Consider the following 20341-nt stretch of genomic DNA (forward strand, 5'->3'; position numbering starts at 1 on the left):
CGTCACGCCCCTCTCCGCACCCACCCCCTCCACCGCCCCCTCCCGCAGCGCGTCCCTCTCGCCTGGATCGGGTGGGAGGGGGAGGGGGAGGGGGGAGGGGGAGGGGGGAGGTGGGGGTGGGCGTGAGTGGGTGGGTGGGCGTGAGTGGGTGGGTGGGCGTGAGTGGGTGGGTGGGCGTGGGGGTGGGGTGGGTGGGGGCGCGTGGGGCGTGGGGGTGGGGTGGGTGGGGGGTGAAGGTGTTGCGTGGCCAGGGGGTGTGGGGGCGGGGTTCGGCGGTCCTGGCGGCGGCCTGAAACCGCCCGCCACTAGCATGGTGCCCAATCTCAGCCGTCCCACCGGAACCGTGGACGGTTTCGGCAGGGGGACGCATCCAGACATGACGGGGTATCAGATGGCAGGGGATCACCCTACGCCGGGGGCAGGCGCAGCACCGGGCAGCGGCCCGCAGGACAACCGGGGGGTCTCGTTCGGGCGCCCGGCGGGTGGCGTCGACCCAGCCGCCGTTGCGGATCAGATGACTCAGCTGGACGGCTCGGCGGTGCCGGGGCAGGGCGCGCCCGCCAGCCCGCCGCCGCCTCCGGCCCAGCCGCCGGCGCCGCCCGCGCAGCCGCCGGTGGGGGGTGTGGACTACGGGGCGTACGCGCCGACGGCGCCCGGCATCCCCGCCCAGGCTCCGCCGCCGCCGGCCGGTGCGCCGATCGGTCCGTACGACCCGGTGAACGGCGGTTACGCCGCGCCGGACGCCGCCCAGGGGTACGCCACCGGCGGGTACGAGTACCCGCAGCAGGGCGGGTACGCCTACCCGGGTGCGCCGGTGCCGGTGCCGCCCAAGCAGCGCAACCCCGTGATGCTGTGGGGCGGGATCATCGGCGGTGTGCTGGCGATCGCGATCGTGATCGGGCTGGTCGTGCTGCTCAAGCCGAACGACCCCAAGCCGGACCCGGGGCCCGGGCCGGTGGCGAACTCGAGCGGCTCCAGCACCGTCGGCGGTAACAACGGTGGGAACACCGTCAACCCGACGCCGGACAACAACACCGGCGGCAAGGCCACGTTCAACGTCGCGTGGAACGCCCCGACGCCGTCCAACACGGACGCCTCCAACCAGTTGCTCGGCATCTGGGGCACCGACAAGTACGCCGTCCGCGTCGACAGCGACGGCGTCAAGGCCTACAACCTGACCGACGGCAAGCCCGCCTGGAACATCCCGGTGCCGTCCGGCAGCAAGGAGGTGTGCAGCGCCTCGTACACCTCCAACTCCAAGAACATCGCGGCCGTCGCCTTCAACACCGGTGACTACGACTGCTCCACCGTCGGCGCGGTCGACCTCACCCAGGGCAAGCTGCTGTGGACCGTCAAGGCCACCGCCGACCGGCTGTCCCAGCCGACCCTGAGCGTCACCGACAACGTGGTCGCGGTCGGCGGCAACGCGGTGGCCGGGCTGAACATCGCCACCGGCCAGCCCGCCTGGCAGTACCAGCCGCGCGACAAGGACTGCACCATGCGGGCCCGCGCCGCCGGCAACCAGATCGCGATCAGCGACCGCTGCTACATGACCAGCGGCCCGAAGTCGCAGCTGGTCATCGTGAACGCCGACTCCGGCAAGCCCGCGAGCACCCCGATCACCCTGACCGGCACCATCGAGCAGGTCGACTCGGTCATCCAGGACAAGCCGCTGGTCCTGCTGATCACCAACAGCCCGAACGGCGACTACATCCTGCCGTTCGACAAGGACAACAAGCCGGGCAACCAGATGTCCGTCAAGGAGCCCGGCGCGGACAGCCTGCGCCTGTCCGGCCAGGACACCGCGTTCACCCGCAACGTGGTGAGCGGCAGCACCCTGTACGTCCAGGTCAACCCGTCCAATCCGGCCATCAACGCCTACGACCTGAACACCGGCAAGCGCCTGTGGGTGGCCAGCCCGGGCACCACCAGCGGCAGCGACATCCGGATCGTCACCGGCACCGACAAGGACGGAAAGGTCCGGGCCGTGGTCTCGCAGGGCTACGACAAGCCCTCCCGGCTGGTGACGCTCTCGCCGACCGACGGGTCGATGACCGACATCGGCACCGTGGCGAACGCGAACGGGAAGTTCGACATCAGCTCCAGCACCTCGGTGTACTTCGTCTCGGACGACGGCAACGCGGTGTACGCGTTCCGCCGTTACACCAGCACCGACGGTCCGCTGACCAAGTGGCGGAAGTGACGCGCTCCGACGGCTGAGGGCGGGGCGGGAACGGGCCGGTGGCCCGGCCCGCCCCGCCTTCGTCCTATCGGGTCGGGCCGCCCGTCGGGCATGCGAGGATTCGATCCATCAGCCTGACGAAGGAGTGCAGCGAGTGCCCGGCACCAACCTGACCCGCGAAGAGGCCCGCACCCGGGCCGACCTCATCCGGGTGGACGCGTACGACATCGAGCTCGACCTCGGCTCGGCCCGCGACGGCGGCACCTTCCGGTCCACGACCGTGGTCCGGTTCACCGCCACGACCCCCGGCGCCGACAGCTTCATCGACCTCGTCGCCCCCGGCGTCGAGGAGATCACCCTCAACGGCGCGGCGCTCGACCCGGCGAGCTTCGCCGACAGCCGCATCCCGCTGCCCGGCCTGGCGGCCGAGAACGAGCTGCGGGTGGTCGCCGACTGCGCCTACAGCAACACCGGTGAGGGTCTGCACCGGTTCGTCGACCCGGTCGACGGCGAGACCTACCTGTACACCCAGTTCGAGGTGCCGGACGCCCGGCGGGTCTTCGCCAACTTCGAACAGCCCGATCTGAAGGCCACGTTCGCGTTCACCGTGACCGCCCCCACCGGCTGGGCCGTGGTCTCCAACTCGCCCACCCCCGAGCCGGTCGGCGAAGGCGCCACCCAGGTCTGGAAGTTCGAGCCCACCGGCCGGATCTCCAGCTACATCACCGCGCTGATCGCCGGCCCGTACGTGGGGGTCTTCGACACCTACGAGAACGGCGAGCAGCGCGTGCCGCTGGCCGTCTACTGCCGCCCCTCGCTGCGCGAGTACCTGGACGCCGACGCGATCTTCGAGGTCACCAAGCAGGGCTTCGACTACTTCCAGGCGAAGTTCGACTACCCGTACCCGTTCCCCAAGTACGACCAGCTCTTCGTCCCGGAGTTCAACGCCGGCGCGATGGAGAACGCGGGCGCCGTCACCCTGCGCGACCAGTACGTGTTCCGCTCCAAGGTCACCGACGCCGCGTACGAGGCGCGCGCCGCGACGATCCTGCACGAGCTCGCCCACATGTGGTTCGGCGACCTCGTCACCATGGAGTGGTGGAACGACCTCTGGCTCAACGAGTCCTTCGCGACCTTCGCCGAGGCGGTCTGCCAGGCCGAGGCCCCCGGCTCCAAGTGGCCGCACTCCTGGACCACGTTCGCCAACCAGATGAAGACCTGGGCCTACCGGCAGGACCAACTGCCGTCCACCCACCCGATCATGGCGGACATCAACGACCTGGAGGACGTCCAGGTCAACTTCGACGGCATCACCTACGCCAAGGGCGCCTCGGTGCTCAAGCAGCTGGTGGCGTACGTCGGCCAGGACGCCTTCTTCGAGGGCGTCCGGGCGTACTTCAAGCGCCACGCCTGGGGCAACACCCGGCTCAGCGACCTGCTCGGGGCGCTGGAGGAGGCCAGCGGGCGCGACCTGAAGGCGTGGTCGAAGGCGTGGCTGGAGACGGCCGGCATCAACGTGCTGCGGCCGTCGGTGGTACTGAACACGGACGGTGAGATCGAGTCGTTCGCGGTGCTGCAGGAGGCGCCCGCGCTGCCGGCCGGTGCCAAGGGCGAAGCCGTGCTGCGCCCGCACCGGATCGCCATCGGGTTCTACGAGCTGGTGGACGGTTCGCTGGTGCGGACGGAGCGGATCGAGCTGGACGTCGACGGCCCGCGCACCGAGGTGCCGGAGCTGGTCGGTCGGCACCGTCCGGCCGTCGTGCTGCTCAACGACGACGACCTGACGTACACCAAGATCCGGCTGGACGAGGACTCGCTGGCCGTCGTCACCGAGCACCTCGGCGGCTTCACCGACTCGCTGCCGCGCGCGCTGTGCTGGGCCTCCGCCTGGGACATGACCCGCGACGGCGAGCTGGCCGCCCGCGACTACGTGGCGCTGGCGCTGTCCGGCCTCGGCCGGGAGAGCGACATCGGCGTGGTGCAGTCCGTCCAGCGTCAGGTCAAGCTGGCCCTGGACGCCTACGCCGACCCGGACTGGCGTGAGGAGGGCCTCGGCCGCTGGGCCGCCGCCGCCGAGGAGCACCTGCGCGCCGCCGAGCCCGGCAGCGACCACCAGCTGGCCTGGGCCCGCACCCTCGCCTCGGTCGCCCGTACGGACGGTCAGCTGGACCTGCTGGCCGGGCTGCTGGACGGCTCCGTCGAGCTCAAGGGCCTGGCGGTGGACACCGAGCTGCGCTGGACCCTGCTGTCCCGGCTCTCCGCCACCGGGCGGGCGGATGAATCCCTGATCGTGGCGGAGCTGGAGCGGGACAACACGGCGGCCGGTCAGGAGCACGCGGCCAGCTGCCGGTCCTCTCGCCCGACCGCGGCGGCCAAGGCCGAGGCCTGGGCCGCGGTGGTGGAGTCGGACAAGCTCACCAACTACGTGCAGGAGGCCGTCATCGCGGGCTTCCAGCAGTCGGACCAGCGGGAGCTGCTGGCGCCGTACGCGGAGAAGTACTTCGCCGTGGTCAAGGGCATCTGGGAGACCCGCAGCCACGAGATCTCGCAGCAGATCATCGTCGGGCTGTACCCGGCGCTCCAGGTTTCCCAGGCGACGCTGGACGCGACTGACGAGTGGCTGGCCTCGGCCGAGCCGGCGCCGGCGCTGCGGCGTCAGGTCGTCGAGTCGCGGGCCGGGATCGAGCGGGCGCTCAAGGCCCAGGCGGTGGACAAGGCCGCCGGGAGCCGGTGACCTCCTACCGCTGATGAACGCCTGAAGGGGCGCCGGACGGATCGTCCGGCGCCCCTTCGGGGTTGTGCGGGTCCTGCGGGTCCTGGTGGACCGGTTGCGTGTCCTGGGCGGACGCGGCGGTTACTTCTTCTTCTTGCCGTACGGCAGACCGGCGAGGGCCGCGATGACGACGAACGCGGCCAGCGGGATCAGCACGTACAGGCCGATGGTCTGGCCGACGCCCAGGCCGGCACCCGGGTCGTCGCCGTCGTCCCTGGTGAGGGCCATGGCGGGCGACGACAGCAGCATCATCAGCGTGACCGTTGCGGAGACCGCGCCGGCTCGCAAAGCGTTCCTCTTGTCCACGTTTCCAACTTACCCGCCGCTTACGGGAGGGCGCGCGTCGGGGTGGTGCTGTGGGTTCCGCTTGTGGATTCCGGGGCCGGAGGGGTGGGGGCTGGGCGGGGCCAGGAGGTGGGCGAGCAGGCGGGCGGCGGGGATGGCGGCGAGGCGGTCCAGGGTGACCGGGTCGCCCGCGCCGTCGGCGACCGGCAGGCGCCAGTTCGGGTACTGGTCCCAGGTGCCGGGCAGGTTCTGCGGGCGCGGGTCGCCGACCAGGTCGGGCAGCCAGAGGCCGACCAGTTCGGCCGGGGTCCGGCTGAGGAAGCGGTAGAGGACGGGCATGGAGAGGGGCTCGTCGGGGGCGAGCAGGCCCAGGGCCGTCAGCTCGGCCCGCCAGTCGGCCAGCTCGTCGGCCGCCTCCTGCTGCTCCTCCGGCAGCGGGCGGGCCAGCAGGCCGAGCCGGTGGCGCAGCTCGACGTGCTCGCCGGAGAGCCGGGCGGCGGTGCTCGGCAGGTCGTGGGTGGTGAGGGTGGCCAGGCAGCCGGGGCGCCAGCGGTCGGGGGGCAGGACCCGTCCACCGGCGTTCCAGTCCCGTTCGAACCAGAGGACCGAGGTGCCGAGGATGCCGCGGGCGGCCAGCTCCTCGCGTACGCCCGGCTCGACGGTCCCCAGGTCCTCGCCGATCACCGCGGTGCCGGCCCGGTGCGCCTCCAGCGCGAGCACCCCGAGCATCGCCTCGGCGTCGTAGCGGACGTAGGCGCCCTCGGTGGGCGGGTGGCCGTTCGGGACCCACCAGAGACGGAAGAGGCCCATCACGTGGTCGATCCGGAGGGCTCCGGCGTGCCGGACCGCCGCTCGCAGGAGTTCCGCGTACGGGGCGTAGCCGGTCCTCGCCAGGGTGTCCGGGCGCCAGGGCGGCAGGCCCCAGTCCTGGCCGTGGGCGTTGAAGGCGTCCGGCGGGGCGCCGGTCGAGATGCCGCCGGCCAGTACGTCCTGGAGCGCCCAGGCGTCGGCGCCGTCCGGGTGGACGCCGACGGCGAGGTCGTGGATCAGGCCGACCGGCATGCCGGCGTCGCGGGCGGCGCGCTGGGCGGCGGCGAGCTGCTGGTCGACCTGCCAGGCGAGCCAGCGGTGGAATTCGGCCTGCTCTTCGAGTTCTTTGGCTGCTTGCTCGACGTGTGGGCCGTTCGGGTGACGCAGGCCCTTCGGCCAGTGGTGCCAGTCGGCGCCGTGCGCCTCGGCGATCGCGTTCCAGAGGGCGTGCCGGCGCAGCCACTCCCCCTCGCAGCGCCGGTACGCCTCGTAGGCGGCCTGGCGGCCGGGGCCGCGCGGGACGTCGTGGAGGAGGTGGAGGGCTTCGCGCTTGAGGGCCCAGACGGCGTCGCGGTCGACCAGGCCGTCGTGGGCGAGGACTTCGTCGCGGAGGCGTGCTGCGCGGCGGGTGAGGTCGTCCGCTGCCGTCCGCTGTTCCGGCGTCAGGTAGGCGTACTCGGGGACGGCCTCGATCCGCAGGTGCACCGGGTCGGCGAAGCGGCGGGAGGAGGGGCGGTAGGGGGACGGGTCGGAGGGGGTGCCGGGGGCCGCGGGGAGGGCTTGGTGGAGTGGGTTGATCTGGACGAAGCCCGCGCCGAGTTCGGCGCCGGCCCACTGGGCGAGTTCGGCGAGGTCCCCGAGGTCGCCCATGCCCCAGGAGCGGGAGGAGAGGACGGAGTAGAGCTGGGTGAGGAAACCCCAGCTGCGGCCGGGGAGTCGGGGAAGCTGGTTCGGGGCGACGATGAGGGGGGCCCGCTCCTCTTTGTCGGTCGTCTCCGCCGTGAGGGTGTGGCGGCCGAGCGGGAGGTCGGCGGGGAGCCAGTGCGAGTGGCCGCGGGGCAGCTGCCAACTGCCGCCGTCCTCCAGCTCGATGTGCAGCCGGGCATCGGCCGGGACGTCCAGCGCGGTGCGGCGGCCCTGCCGCACGACGATGCAGGGCGGCAGCAACCGGGCCTGCTGCTCGGCACGGTGGCGCTCCAGCGCCTCCCGCACCTCCTCCGGCGACCCCGCCGCCACGCCGAGTGCCGCCAGCACGGCGACCAGCGTCCGCGCCCCCACCGCCTGCCCGCCCGCCCCCGGGTACCGGGTGTCCACCCCGTACGCCTGGGCCAGCGCCAGCAGTTCGGCGGGCGGCGGCGGCGCGTCCTGCGTCGGGACCTTCAGCCCGTCGGCTCCGTCACTGTCGTGGTAAGCGGCCACTCGCGGCTCCTGCGATGTCTCGGCAACGCCTGGTCAGGACTCCCAAGTCCTACCCGGGTGACGGGTCGAGCACGCTGTGCGACACGAGTACGGGCGGTGGCGGCGCTCACCAGCAACATCCCAGCCACATCCGTTCCCCCGAAAGCGCGGAAGATTCTCAGACGTACGGGTTTCGACTATACGAGACACCGGCCACCACTGGAAAGTCATCCGGAAATATCGGGCATGCCACTTCTCCAGAGATCAACTGAAGAATTAGATCCTCCGGCGGAACGTCCGATTCGAACCACTCTCCATCGCCCCCATCAATAATAAGCGTACGCCACCCATATTCGCGATCCGGTGGAATCCAGATCAAGATATCTCCATTATCAGTCCCCCCCCAGCAAATAATGTCATCAATCCGCACTCCTAGGGCGGAAATCCTCCTACAGGCGGGCCATTCGGGGTGAGCATGAAGCACCCGTCGCGTATTCTCGGTACGCCACGCGAGATTTAGATACTTGTTCTCCGAGCAGACTCCATAGACCCAGAGAAACCCACTAAAACAGCCCGGACCATAGGACGTTAGGATCGAGGAGTATTCACCAGGAATAGAACCGTAAACCTTTGAGGAACCTCCCCCCTCACCGTCGCAGCAATCGGGCGGAAGGATCTGCCGAAGCATCGAATGGGGCACCCAGATCACCTACAACACCTTGAACGTAGCGGACATGAACCATCCCGAGTCATCCACAGCCTCGATCGTTAGCGCATGCGCAATGTTACTACCCGGGCGGTAGTGTGGCGTAGCCGCATAGATAATGTCATTTCCCTTCGCCACATGCGCCGCAATCAATTTCTCAAACTCATTCATTGGACCGTTATCAATCGCTTCAAGCGTGGTAATGAAATTGCTTTCGACGTTGCCGGCTCCACCCATAGAGCTGGGCAGAAGATGCCCACGAGAATGACCGGCAGCCTGCCCACCAAAACCCGGAGGCTGGATGCGCTGTCGCGCTTTAGTTCCCTTGGTCGTCGCTGGGGTCACTTCAGCAATAACGCCGGAGCGGCGCCCTTCCGCGTCAATCGTGCCGTAATCAACGTTTGGGGGGCAGTTGTGTACCAGCACTGATGAACTACCAGCAGCGACATAGTACGTGTGGAGCTGATCGACGGTGAGGTTGTGCGTGGTGACGGCGTAGGGGTAGTTGCGGACGGACTCGATGGTGCGGGTCGTGCCGTCGGGCTGGCGGAGCTTCTCGCCCGGGGTGAGGTCGCCGGCGTCGACCCACTGCTGGCGGGTCTCGCTCCAGTAGGGGTGGTGGTGAGTGGAGGTGATCTTCGCCTGGTCGGCGGACGGGGGGCCGCGGGGGCTGGCGTCGTCGGTGAGGGTGAGGTCGGTGAAGTCCTTGTCGTCAGGGGTGGTGACGGTGGCGGTGACGGTTTCAGGGCGGGTTTCGCCGGTCTGGGGATCGGTTGCCACGACGACGTCGCCGTCGTGCACGTCGCCGATGGCCTTCGTGGTGCCGTCCGCCATCAGGACCAGGGTCGCTGCCGGGAAGCTGTTGCACTTTTCGGGGCTCGGGGATGAATCCGCCTCAGCCCTGCTTGGTTTTGCTTCGGTGCCTGCCGCGTCGGTTGCTGTTTCTTTTGCTGCTTTTTCTTCGGCTGCCTTGACTGCTGCTGCTTCGGCCGCGCGGGCCTCGGATGCGGCTGTCCTGGCGGTGACCAGGGCCGCTTCGGCTTCCCTCGCGGCGCGTTCGCCGCCCCTGATGGCGTCGTAGACCCGGCTGATCTCCTTGTAGATCTTGAGGGCCTCGATGCCGACCTTGATGGCCTTGAAGATCTTGCCCCAGGGCACCACGTTGAGAGCCGTGTTGATGCAGGCCATCACGTCGCCCTTGGTGAAGCAGTCACGGGCGTCGTTGAAGCCGATCAGGTCGCCGACGATGTCGACCACCTTGTGCACGAGCTCATCGCGCTTGTGCTTGGTCTCGTTGAGGTTCTTCTGCGCCTCGAAGGCCGCGTGCACCGCAGTCTGTTCCTCCGCCGTGGGCGGCGGCTGCACGGTCGCCTTGGTGATGTAGGAGTAGCCGTGGCCGTTGTCCCGCTCGTCCGCGAGGCCCTGGCATTCGGCCGGGGTGTCGCAGGTGGGCCTCAGGCCGTTGGCGTCCGACTTGTTGATCGGGCTGTTGTTGGCGTACGCGTAGGCGTTCCACTGCTGGGGGTCGCCGGGGTCGGTGATGGGGTCGGGGCTGATGAAGCGACCAGTGTTGGGGTCGTACTCGCGGGCGCCGAGGAGGGTGAAGCCGGTGGCCTTCTCCTTGGTGCCGCCGACGAAGCCCTTGTCGCCGGCCCAGACGCCCTCGGCGGGCTGGGTGCCGCGGTCGTTGCCGAAGGGGTCGGTGGGGCGGCGGACGTGGGCGAGCGTCGCCGAGTCGAGCTGGACACCGTTGGTGCCGTGCGGGTCCGAGCTCTGGTAGGCGAGCGCGGACGTTCCGCTGCTGGTGGTGGTGCGGGTGATGGAGAGGCCGTTGGAGGCCGCGTAGCTGCGGACGTCGGTAACTACTCCGGAGTTGGTGTCCAGGGTGATCTGGTCCGCGCCCAGGTTGAGCGTGGTCTTGCCGAGGTCGCGGCGGATCAGCTGGTTGCCCGACACGTCGTACAGGTAGCTGGTGGCGCCGTTCTCGCCGGTGCCGGTGATCTGGTCGAGCTTGCCCTGGGCGTTCCAGGTCAGTGTCCTGGTGCCGGGGGTGTCGGTGATCGCGGTGGTGTTGCCCGCCGCGTCATAGGTGTAGGAGGTCACCGCGGTGCCGGCCGGGCCCGTCCGGGTGGACTTCATCAGCGCGTGCGGACCGCCCGTGCCGCCACCCGTCTTCGGGTCGGTGGAGGGGGCGTTGGGGCCGGTGCCGAAGGTCTGGGTGGTGGTGACGTCCTTGGTGGCGTCGCCGGTGACGTCCTTCTGGACCAGCTTGGTGCGGTTGCCGATGAGGTCGTACTCGTACTGCTGCCAGTACGGGGCCGGACCGCCGACGCTCGGCTGACCACCATCGACGGACGGGCCGTCGCTGTTGGTGCAGGTGCCGACGCCCGGCACGCTCGGCTGCGGCTTGGTGGTCTGGGTGCCGGTGTCGGTCCAGGCCTGCGTGAGGCGGCCGAGGTAGTCGTGGGTGAAGCACTGCAGGTCGGCGACGGCACCGTCCTGGGCGTCGCGGGCCGAGGTGACCTGGCCCAGCGGGTTGTAGGTGTAGTCGACCGAGTCGACGTGGGCGGTCTCGGCAGTCTGCTTGTCGAGGATGGAGCGGGTGACCCTGCCCGTGGCGTCGTCGATCACCATCGTGGCGACGACCTGGACTCCTGCGCCGCCCACCGTGGTCCGGTACGGCCTGCCATAGGGGTCGTACCGGACGTCAGCCATATACGTGGTGGATGGGTCGAACCCGAAGGCGCCGCTCAGCCCTACCAGTTGCCCACCGGTGTCGATGGTGAACTTGAGCGTCTCGCGCCCCAGGTTCGCCGCCGGCACTCCGGGCATCACCGTGCTCGTCAGACGGCCGGCCTCGTTGTAGGTGCTGTCGCTCTGGTAGACGCCCGCGAGCTTGCCCTCGGCCGCCGGGATGGTGGTCTTGGAGCCCGTCTCGCGGTAGCCGATGTCATAGCCGGTGATCTCCGACTTGTAGGCGGCTCCGCTCGCCCCACCGACATAGCGGGTGGAGGAGGTCGGCTTGCCCAGGGCGAGGGTGTCGAAGGTCCAACCGGCGACCTGCTTGGCCGGATCGACCGCCGTTCCCTCGTAGGCCGCGACGGTGCGGCCGAGCAGGTCGGTGACCGTGGTCGCGCTCTTGCCGCGCGAGTCCGTGGCGGTGGTCAGGTTCTTGCTGTCGTCGTAGGACGTCGTTCCGGTACCCGAATCCGGGTCACTGGACTTCACCGGCCGGCCGAGCAGGTCGTACTCGTACGACCACGTGTTGCCGGCCGCGTCCTTGCGCCAGAGCTCCTTGCCTTCGGGCGAATAGCCGTAGGTGGTCTCGTCGTAAGCACCGCTCGGGGTGTTGGACTTGTACTGACGCAGCGCCACGGTGTTGCCGCGGGCGTCCTTGACGGTCGCCGAAGCGAAGCCGCCGGCAGGCGGGGTGGTGCGAACCTCGTCGGCGCCGACGAAGTCGGTGTGGGTGCGCCACTGCTCCACGCCGTACGACTGGAAGATCGAGTCCACGGTGCGGCCCGTGCCGTCGAACTTCTGGACGGTCTGAGCGGGGATCTTGCCGTCCGGCTGCACCCCGCCGTTGGGCAGGAAGAGCTGACCGCTGGGCTGTGCCTGGTCGTTGTAGTAGGCGGCGCTGGTCTTGGTCTGCCAGCCGTGCGAGTCGAACAGCGCGTCGGTGATCATGCGGCCGGTGGCGCCCGAGGGGGTGCTGGCCTGGGTCTGGCGGACACGGCCGAGACCGTCGTAGATGGTGAAGCTGGAGGTGTAGGTCTTCAGGTCACCCATCAGCGCCTGGCTGAGCACCTGGGACGGTGCGTTGGTGCCGTTGACCGAGTACGAGATCTTACGGTTCGGGCGGCCCGGATTCTTCGTCCGGTCGTTGCCGGGGCTCCAGGCGGCGATCCCTCGGCCGAGGGCGTCGAAGTCCTGCTCGCTGATCCGGCCGTTCTCGTCCTTGATCTTCAGTGGCGATCCGCGGCCGACGTCCAGGGTGCTGACGGTCTGCCAGCCCATCGGGTTGGTGTGGGTGACCTGGGTCGGCAGCTGTCCGGTGGCCGGGGAGTAAGCGGTCTTGGTCTCGGCACCGGTCGGGTGGGTGGCGTCGGTGCGGGTCGGGTCGACGGTGCTGGTGACACGGCCGTAGGCGTCGAAGCTCGCCCGGGCGGTGGTCCGGTAGACCGGCTGACCGTTGGCGTCGTAGCGCTCCAGGACCTCGGTCGACGTCTGCTCCGACTTGGCGCCGGCCGTACCGAGCGGCAGGCCGTCGAAGTACGCCCGGGTGTCCGCGACCGTGTTGTCCTTGGTCGGGGTCTGACCACAGGCGCCCTTGAGGACCACGGTGCGCGAGGCGAGTTGGGTCGGGGCGTTGCCGGGGCCGGTGGCGTACTCGAAGGAAGTGCAGAGCAGTTGCTCGGGGTGGGCCAGGTCGCCGTTGTCGGAAACCGTCAGCGGGCGAGCGAACGGTGTCGAGTCGTACGTGGTGGAGCGCTCGCGGGTGCGCCAGCCGTTGGCCAGCTTCTCCCGGTTGGTCACCTTGAGGGAGTTGACGGCCCGGGCGGTGATGGCGGGCATGCCGCCGGACTGGTTGCGGGTGGCCGTGACAGGTCCGATCCATGGGTCGGAGACTGTGGTGGAGAGGAGTTCGCCGTTCTCGCCGTTGTAGTCGGCGGAGTCACGGACATAGCCGGCCAGGACGTTCTCGTCCTTGATACTGCCGCCGTTGACGTCCTTCACGCTCACCTGGCGGGTGGACCCGTCGGCGAGGACGTCGCCGTCCATGCCGCGCAGGAAGGTGGCCACCGACTTGGTGCGCGGCGCCTCGATGTCGCTGCCGCTACCGGTGAGGGTGGTGACCGTGGCGTAGCCGCGGAACTGGTCCCAGGTGCGGGCCTTGGGGTTGGGCATCTCGGAGTCGTTGCGGTGCCAGGCCGCACCGCCGCCGTAGACGTAGTTGGTCACGACGATCGGGTTGCCGCCGGCAACCGCGTCCTCCTGGGTCACCGACTGCACGATGATCTTGTTGAACCAGTCGTTGACCGGATCCGGGTCGCTCTGGCCGGGCAGGTACCACTTGACCGGCATGCAGGCCATCGTGTTGCTGTCCTCGGACGCCGGCATCGTGCCGCCGGGCTCCCGGGAGCATTCGGCGGGGCGGTAGACGACGTTGATCAGACCGCCGGTCTCGGTGGTGATCTTCTGGATGCGCGGGCGGTTGTACGGCTCGATCGAGGCCGAGGTGCCGTCCGGGCGGACGATCTTGCCCTGGACGCGGTTGGCGATCTGCTGAGGCTGGAAGGACACCGCCGGCAGGGTGATGGGCGTGCGGTTGTTGCTGCCGGTGCGCTGGACGGAGTCGAGCCACAGCGACGGCGAGGTGCCGTCGCCCGGGTCCTGGAAGGACTGGTTGAGAGCGAAGGAGTCGACCGGGCGGTAGGAGCTGCCGGCCCAGACCTCGGTGTCGATCCTGGTGAGCCGCTTGGTGGTCCAGAAGGTGGGCGAGGAGACGGTGCAGTCGCCGGTCGCGTCGCAGTTCTGGTCGATCGGAGTGTCCGGCCAGCGCTTGGCGTTGGCCTTGTTCCGCTGGGACGGGTCGCAGGAGAAGGCGCTGTCCGGCAGGCAGCGCTCCGCAGTGCGGAACCACACCTGGGCGGCCGGGTTGGCCTTGCCCTTGGCGGCGATCTGGTCGGGCAGGCGCTGGCCGTAGCCGACCCAGGTCGGGTAGCTGGCGCGCTGGTACTGGGTCCGGGGGCCGGTGCCGTTGTTCTGGCCGCCGCCCTGGACGTAGTAGTTCTGCTCCTGGTCGTACCGGTAGGTGATCAGGTTCTGGTGCGGGTCGACGACGTAGTCCAGCGACCACTGCCAGCCCATCTGGTTCCAGGACTTGGCGGCCGGTGAGCCGTCCTTGAGGCACGGGTCCTGGCCACCGGGCCAGTAGATCGGCACGGTGGAGACCGAGTTGCTGGCCTGGTCGCTGCCGTCGCCACCGGGCAGGTGATTGGCGCCGAAGTAGTACTGGGTGCCGTCGCCGGTGGTGATCCGCCAGGCCTCGCCGTTCCAGGCGCCGTTGCTCTGGCCGGTCAGCCGCTCGACCTTGGTGCCGTCCTCACCCTGGAGGTGCCACTCGCAGGACTTGTCGTCCTTGACCAGCTGGCCCGCGTGGCCCGCGAGCGAGAGCTGGAGCAGGTCACCGCCCCAGCACTGGTCGCCGGAGCCTTCGACCCCGGCGTCCTTGCAGCTCTTGTAGCCGCGGACGATGGAACCCGGGTGCCACTCCCAGCCGTCGCCGATCCAGGACGGCTGGGCGTTGGTGGAGGCGGTCTTGCCGTCCACCGCGGAGGAGTCGTAGCCCAGCGACACGGCGGGCGCCGCACCGGCCAGCGCGGACGGCAGCTCGACGGTGTAGCCGTAGGTGAAGTTGCCGGCGTTGGCGCCCGCCTGCCAGGAGGCGGACGGGGTGATCGGCGAAGCGGTGAAGTCACCGCCGCTGCCCTTGGCCTCCGCCTCGACGGCGATCGCCACGGACGGGGCGGGTGCTGCCGCCGGGCTTTCGAACGCGCCGGCGGAGAACGACTTGGCGGTGGACTTGGTGGCGGCGGCCTGCGGGAGCTCGACCTCGGCCGTCAGGCGGCCGGTGGCCGCGTCGCGCTGGGACGGCACCAGGGTGCGGGTGGTGCAGCCCGCGGCGCCGGGGGTGGTCAGCGCACACCCGGGCAGCTGCACGATCCGGGCCCGCGATGCCCAGTCGGCGCCCGCGTTCTTCGCCCAGGCCTGGATGTCGATCCCGACCTGGACCCGGCCGGCCCGACCGCCCTCACCGGTGTCGGTGAGGGCGAGCAGGGCGCCGTTGACGCCTGCGGCCTTGGTCCGGCCCTGGTCGGCCAGGTCGACCTGGAGGGTCGCGGCGGCGCCGTCGCCCACCGGGGCCGCCGCCGCGATCCGGGGGGCGGCGCCGGCGGTAGCGGGCGACGCGATCCAGACCGGCAGCGAGCCGGCCTGGACCGGCTTCCCGGGGACGGCGGACGGGGCCATGGCTGCCTTGCTGGCGCCGGCACCGCCGAGCACGGCGGTGGCTGTCCCTGACGGTGGACTGGAGTCCGCTGGTGGCGACCACTTCTTGCCTGGGTCCGGGGTGTGCCCTGCGGCCTTGCCGTTGGTGCCCTTCACCGGCCGGGCGTCCGGCACCGGAGTGTTCGGCGGCACCCAGACCTCGGGCGGCATGGCGGTCTTGGCGACTGCTTGAACCGAAGGGAGCGTCACCACGGACATGCAGACGGCCAGAGCGGCCACGGTGGCCAGTCGCGAACTGCGCGAACGGTTGAACAGCCGGAAGCGACGAGACACCTGATCCCCCACAGATTGCCAAGCCTTTGATCGGACCGACCCCAACGGCCCAGGCCCACGGCACCTTAGGGGCACACGACCAATCGAAGGTAGGGAAATATTAAAATCACAAGAGGTGGCGAACATCACACGGAGAGCAATGTGCCACCACCCCCGACAACTCGGACACCTTGTCGACAAAAAGCTTTGACAGCGCACGAAATGTGAAGGCAGCGTGCGCCTGACCCCTGCTCACATCACCATCGACGACGGGTTCTTCATGCCGAGGCCACAGCTCACAGCACCCTCAACTCGCAGACGGAACATACGAAACCGGATATTCGGCGCGGCCCTCCTTCCGCTCGCCTGCACCGCCGCGCTCTCCCTCGGCGCGGGCCTGCTGGCCGTGCCGACCATCGCCGCCGCGGCCCCGGCCGACCGCAACCACGGCCCCGCCGACCCCTCCTGGCCGGCTACGCCGACCCCGCCCGCCAAGGACGGCTCCGACCCGCGAGCGGTACAGGTCGCCGCGATCCGCGCCGCCCAGGCCACGGCCAAGAGCAGCGGAAAGCCCACTGTCGTCGATGCGTTGACCACGGGCAGCAGTCGGACCACCGCCAACCCGGACGGCACTGTGGCCACCGACGCCACTCCGGTGGTGGAGCGGGTCAAGAACGCCGACGGCAGCTGGCGACCGGTCGACGCGGCCCTCCGGACCAACCCGGACGGCACACTCGCCCCGACGGCCGTCCCCTCCGCGCTCACGTTCTCCGGCGGCGGCAGCGGACCACTGGCGACCATGGCGACGACGGACGGCAGGAAACTGTCGATCAAGGCACCGTTCGACCTGCCGAAGCCCGAGATCAACGGCGGCAGCGCGCTCTACCGGTCCGTACTGCCCGACGTCGACCTGGAGTTGAGCGCCACCCCGGCCGGCGGCTGGCGTCAGGTCCTGATCGTCCGCAGTGCGAAGGCGGCGGCCGACCCGAAGATCACCAAACTGCACCTCGATACCGTCGCCGACGGGCTGGCCGTCAAGGCGGACGCCAACGGCAACCTGACAGCCGAGGACGCATCCGGGAAGGCCCGATTCACGGCACCGGCACCGGTGCTGTGGGACTCCACCACGACGGCCGCTTCTGCCTCGTCGGCCCAGCCGAAGACCCAGGGCAAGGTCGCGGCTGCACCGGCCGCGACCGATGACGCCCCGGTCGGCGTGACCGGATCCAGCAGCAAGGCACCCGGCCCCAATGCGAAGACCGCGCCGATCGCCACCACCGTCAGCGGCGGCGGCATCGACCTGGTGCCGGACGCCTCGGTCCTCGGCCAGGGCACCGGCCCGTGGTTCATCGACCCCGGCTGGAACCCCAGCGTCGACAACGGCGCCCAGGCCTGGGCCCAGGTGCAGTCGGCCTACCCCGACACCCCCGAGTACAACGGCACCCAGTACGGCCAGGACAAGCCGGCTGCCGGCTACTGCGGCTACATCGACACCAACAACCGCTGCACGAAGGAGGGCAAGGAGCGCGCCTACTTCCAGGTCGGCCTGAACTCGGTCTTCTGGGACTCGGCCGTCCAGAGCGCAAAGCTCTACGCCACCGTCGCGGCCTCGTCCAGCCCCTCGACCCCGTCGCCGATGGGCCTCTACTCGACCGGCTCGGGAACCAGCAATCCGATCAACCAGTGGACGACGTGGAAGGCCCAGCCCTGCCCGGAGCTCGGGAACTGCGCCAAGGTCGGAATGAACTGGATCAAGGGCGAGGGCGGCGTCGAGTACGACGTCTACAGCCAGATGGCCCAGGCCGCGCGCGAGCACTGGGGTGGCTGGACGTTCCTGTTCGCCCCCGACGACGAGGGCAACAAGTACTACCGCGAGCGGTTCGCCAACAACCCCCACATCGTCGTCACCTACGACTTCGCCCCGCACATCGGCAGCCCGGGGACCAGTCCGACTCCGGGCTTCGCCCGCGACGCGGCGTACGACCAGTGCCAGACCCCCGGCTCCGCGCACCCCTGGGACAACCCCGGGTGGGTCGGGATCAACACCGACGTCAACCTGGCCGCGGACACCTGGTCGCCGACCGGCGAGCAGCTCTGGACCACCTTCAAGATCTGGGACGACGACGACAACGGCTCGTCGAAGATCTACGAGACCGGCTGGGCCTCCAGTTCGGGCCGTCGTTCGGTGAGCGTCGGATCCCTGATCGACGGTCACCAGTACGGCTGGTTCGCCGGCACCGGCGACGGAACGCTCAACAGCGACAACACCGCGATGTGCTTCCTGCGCATCGACCGCACCCCGCCGACCGCCCGCGTCACGTCGACCGACTTCCCGGAGTCCGGCACCCTGGGCGGCCACCCCAAGCTGGTCGGCCAGGAGGGTGTCTTCACCCTGACCGGCACCGACCCGGCCCCGGCCACCGGCGGCCGGTCCTCCGGCCTGGCCTGCGCCCGCTGGACCACCGACCCGATCCAGGCCGCGGCCACCGGGTGGAACTGCAACGACGGCGGCAACGTCGTCAAGATGGACGGCGACGGCAGCTTCCAGCTGAAGTACACCCCCTGGCACTGGGGGACCAACTTCCTGTACCTGCAGACCCAGGACAACGCCGGCAACATGTCCCAGCCGGTCGCCTACACCTACTTCGTGCCGAGCAACCCGGCTGCCGGCGACCCGGTCATGGGTGACATCGACGGCGACCGCAAGGGCGACGTCCTGCTGCCGGACGGCACCGGTTCGCTGCGCCTGGTCGGCGCGAACGCCGACCCGTACGCCGCCCCGAACACCAAGCCTGCGTCCGCACCGGGGGCGGCCGACAATCAGGACTGGAGCACGGCCCAGATCACCCACCGGGGTTCGTTCACCGAGCGGAATGTCGATGACCTGATCGCGCACTCGCCCGGCGCTGCCGAGCTGTACCTCTACGCCAACGACGCCAACGCCGCCCACCTAGACGGCCAGTACTCGATTCCACTGTCCAAGTCCGGTAGCTGTGCGCTCCCCGACGGCACGCCGATCTCGTGTGCGGACTACGGGAACGGCGGCAACTGGTCGTCGGTGACCCAGATCGCGGCGTTCGGCTCGCCCACAGGGGACACTCCCAAGAACCCGGGCACGGTCACCGCCGGCCTGCCCCGGTCGTCCCTGCTCTACGTCGAGAAGAGCCGACTCTGGCTCGCCCTGTCATCGAGCGTCGGGCAACTGGACGGTCCGAACATCCTGCTCTCCCAGAGCCAGGCCTGGGACTCCTACGACCTGATCACCCCCGGCCCGGCCAAGGGCACCAACATCCCCACCGTCTGGGGCCGTTCGAAGTGGGACGGCACCATCCACTCCTACCAGTTGGGCAAGGGCAGCACCCAGGGCACCTTCGACGCCTCCGCGTTCGCCGAGCCCACCAAGGGCTGGCTGGCCAACGGCGTCGACGCCAAGCTCTACCCGAGGGTCGGCTCCAACGGTGACGTCACCGGCGACGGCGTCCCGGACCTCTGGGCCGTCGACACCAGCAACCAGCTGGTCGCCTGGGCCGGCGTCGGCACGAAGGCGCCCGACGTCAACAGCGGCCCGACGGTGACCGGTCTGGAGACCAACCCGGTCGTGCTCGGCAACCTCAACCGCCCGATCGGCAACTGGCTGGCCGCGCCTGACGGCAGCAACGCCGTCAGGGACGGCCAGAAGAAGGCCGACGGAACGGCCTCAGGCGTGAGCTGGGTCGGGGACACCGTTGACGGTCGCGCCGCCACCGTGGGTGCCTTCAGCCCCGGGGCCGGGTCGAACGTCACGATGTCGCGCCCGGTGGTGGACACCCGGAAGAGCTTCACGGTCTCCACATGGGCCAAGACCGGCCCGAAGGGCGGCGTCGTCGCCAGCCAGGACACCGTCCACGGCAGCAACTTCATCCTGTACGCCGACGCCAAGTACGGCTTCTGGGCCTTCGGCCTGTCGGTCAGTGACGACGACACCTGGTCGTACGACTTCACGGACACCAGGAACGCCTCCGCCTACTTCCGCCCCGGCGTGTGGACCCGGCTCACCGCCTCCTACAACGCGGACACCGGCGCGATGTCGCTGTACGTCGACGGCGTCCTCGCGACGACCGGCTACCACCGGGCGAGCACCAGCCCGTCGCCGTCGGGGCCGTTCGTGCTGGGCCGCTACCGGTACCAGTCGAAGCCGAGCGACGCCTTCGACGGCAGCATCAGCAGCACCGCCGTCTACCCGTTCGCGGTGGCACCGACCGCGCCGGGCACCGCGAGCGTCATCCGCTCGCGCGTCGACACCAACAAGTGCGTGGACCTCAACGGCGCCGTGGCCGGCAACGGCAGCGCGATCCAGCTCTACGACTGCAACGGGAGCCCCGCCCAGCAGTTCTCGCTGGGGGGTGACGGCAGCGTCCGGGTCATGAACGGCTGCCTGGCGCCGGTGAACGCCGGTACGGGCAACGGCACGCAGATGGAGTACCACACCTGCGACGGCACCGCCGCGCAGAAGTGGATCCCGCTCGCGAACGAGGTGCTGTACCACCCGGCCTCCGGCCGCTGTCTCGACCTGCCGGGCGGGCACACGGACAACGCCACCCGGCTCCAGCTCTGGGACTGCCAGATCGACCAGCTCGCCCCCAACCACCAGTGGTACGTCCCGAACCTGCGGACGGCCGTACAGCCCGCACCCCCGCGTTCCTGACCCCGTGTCCTGAGCGCCGCACCTCGGGCCCGCTCCGCCGCCTGGCGGGCGGGCCCGAACGGTTGTCAGGGGCAATCCCGACAGAGGATCAAACAGGGCAAAACCGTCATAGCCGTCGGTGACGTTGACACCGGGTTGGGTAGCTGGTGGGGTGGCGACCGTTGTGGTCCAGGCCTGGCG

Annotated in this window: 6 protein-coding genes; 3 read left to right on the forward strand and 3 right to left on the reverse strand. The window is 69.9% G+C overall.

Features of this window, described 5'->3' with window-relative positions:
- Positions 1-514 precede the first annotated feature (514 nt).
- On the forward strand, positions 515-2203 hold the full coding sequence (locus ACFWIS_RS21030) for a PQQ-binding-like beta-propeller repeat protein (protein ID WP_380460764.1): 1689 nt from the start codon (positions 515-517) through the stop codon (positions 2201-2203).
- A 133-nt stretch (positions 2204-2336) separates the two neighbouring features.
- A complete protein-coding gene (pepN, locus tag ACFWIS_RS21035; protein ID WP_380460766.1) occupies positions 2337-4916 on the forward strand; it encodes an aminopeptidase N in 2580 nt (859 codons plus the stop codon).
- A 120-nt stretch (positions 4917-5036) separates the two neighbouring features.
- Here pepN and ACFWIS_RS21040 read toward each other — a convergent pair whose 3' ends face one another.
- The 3 genes from ACFWIS_RS21040 to ACFWIS_RS21050 form a co-directional block, all read right to left on the reverse strand.
- The gene (locus tag ACFWIS_RS21040) at positions 5037-5261 is read right to left on the reverse strand and encodes a hypothetical protein (RefSeq protein ID WP_380407886.1); all 225 of its coding nucleotides are present in this window, start codon (positions 5259-5261) and stop codon (positions 5037-5039) included.
- A 9-nt stretch (positions 5262-5270) separates the two neighbouring features.
- The gene (malQ, locus tag ACFWIS_RS21045) at positions 5271-7433 is read right to left on the reverse strand and encodes a 4-alpha-glucanotransferase (RefSeq protein WP_380460796.1); all 2163 of its coding nucleotides are present in this window, start codon (positions 7431-7433) and stop codon (positions 5271-5273) included.
- A gap of 724 nt (positions 7434-8157) precedes the next feature.
- Positions 8158-15498, reverse strand: a complete 7341-nt coding sequence (locus tag ACFWIS_RS21050) for a polymorphic toxin-type HINT domain-containing protein (protein WP_380460768.1) — start codon at positions 15496-15498, stop codon at positions 8158-8160.
- A gap of 214 nt (positions 15499-15712) precedes the next feature.
- On the opposite strand from ACFWIS_RS21050, the gene ACFWIS_RS21055 reads away from it, so the two are divergent.
- Positions 15713-20161: a ricin-type beta-trefoil lectin domain protein gene (locus ACFWIS_RS21055; RefSeq protein ID WP_380460770.1), complete on the forward strand. Its 4449-nt coding sequence runs from the start codon at positions 15713-15715 to the stop codon at positions 20159-20161.
- Positions 20162-20341: the final 180 nt, after the last annotated feature.

This window comes from Kitasatospora sp. NPDC127060 (assembly GCF_042724935.1).
Classification (GTDB): Bacteria; Actinomycetota; Actinomycetes; order Streptomycetales; family Streptomycetaceae; genus Kitasatospora.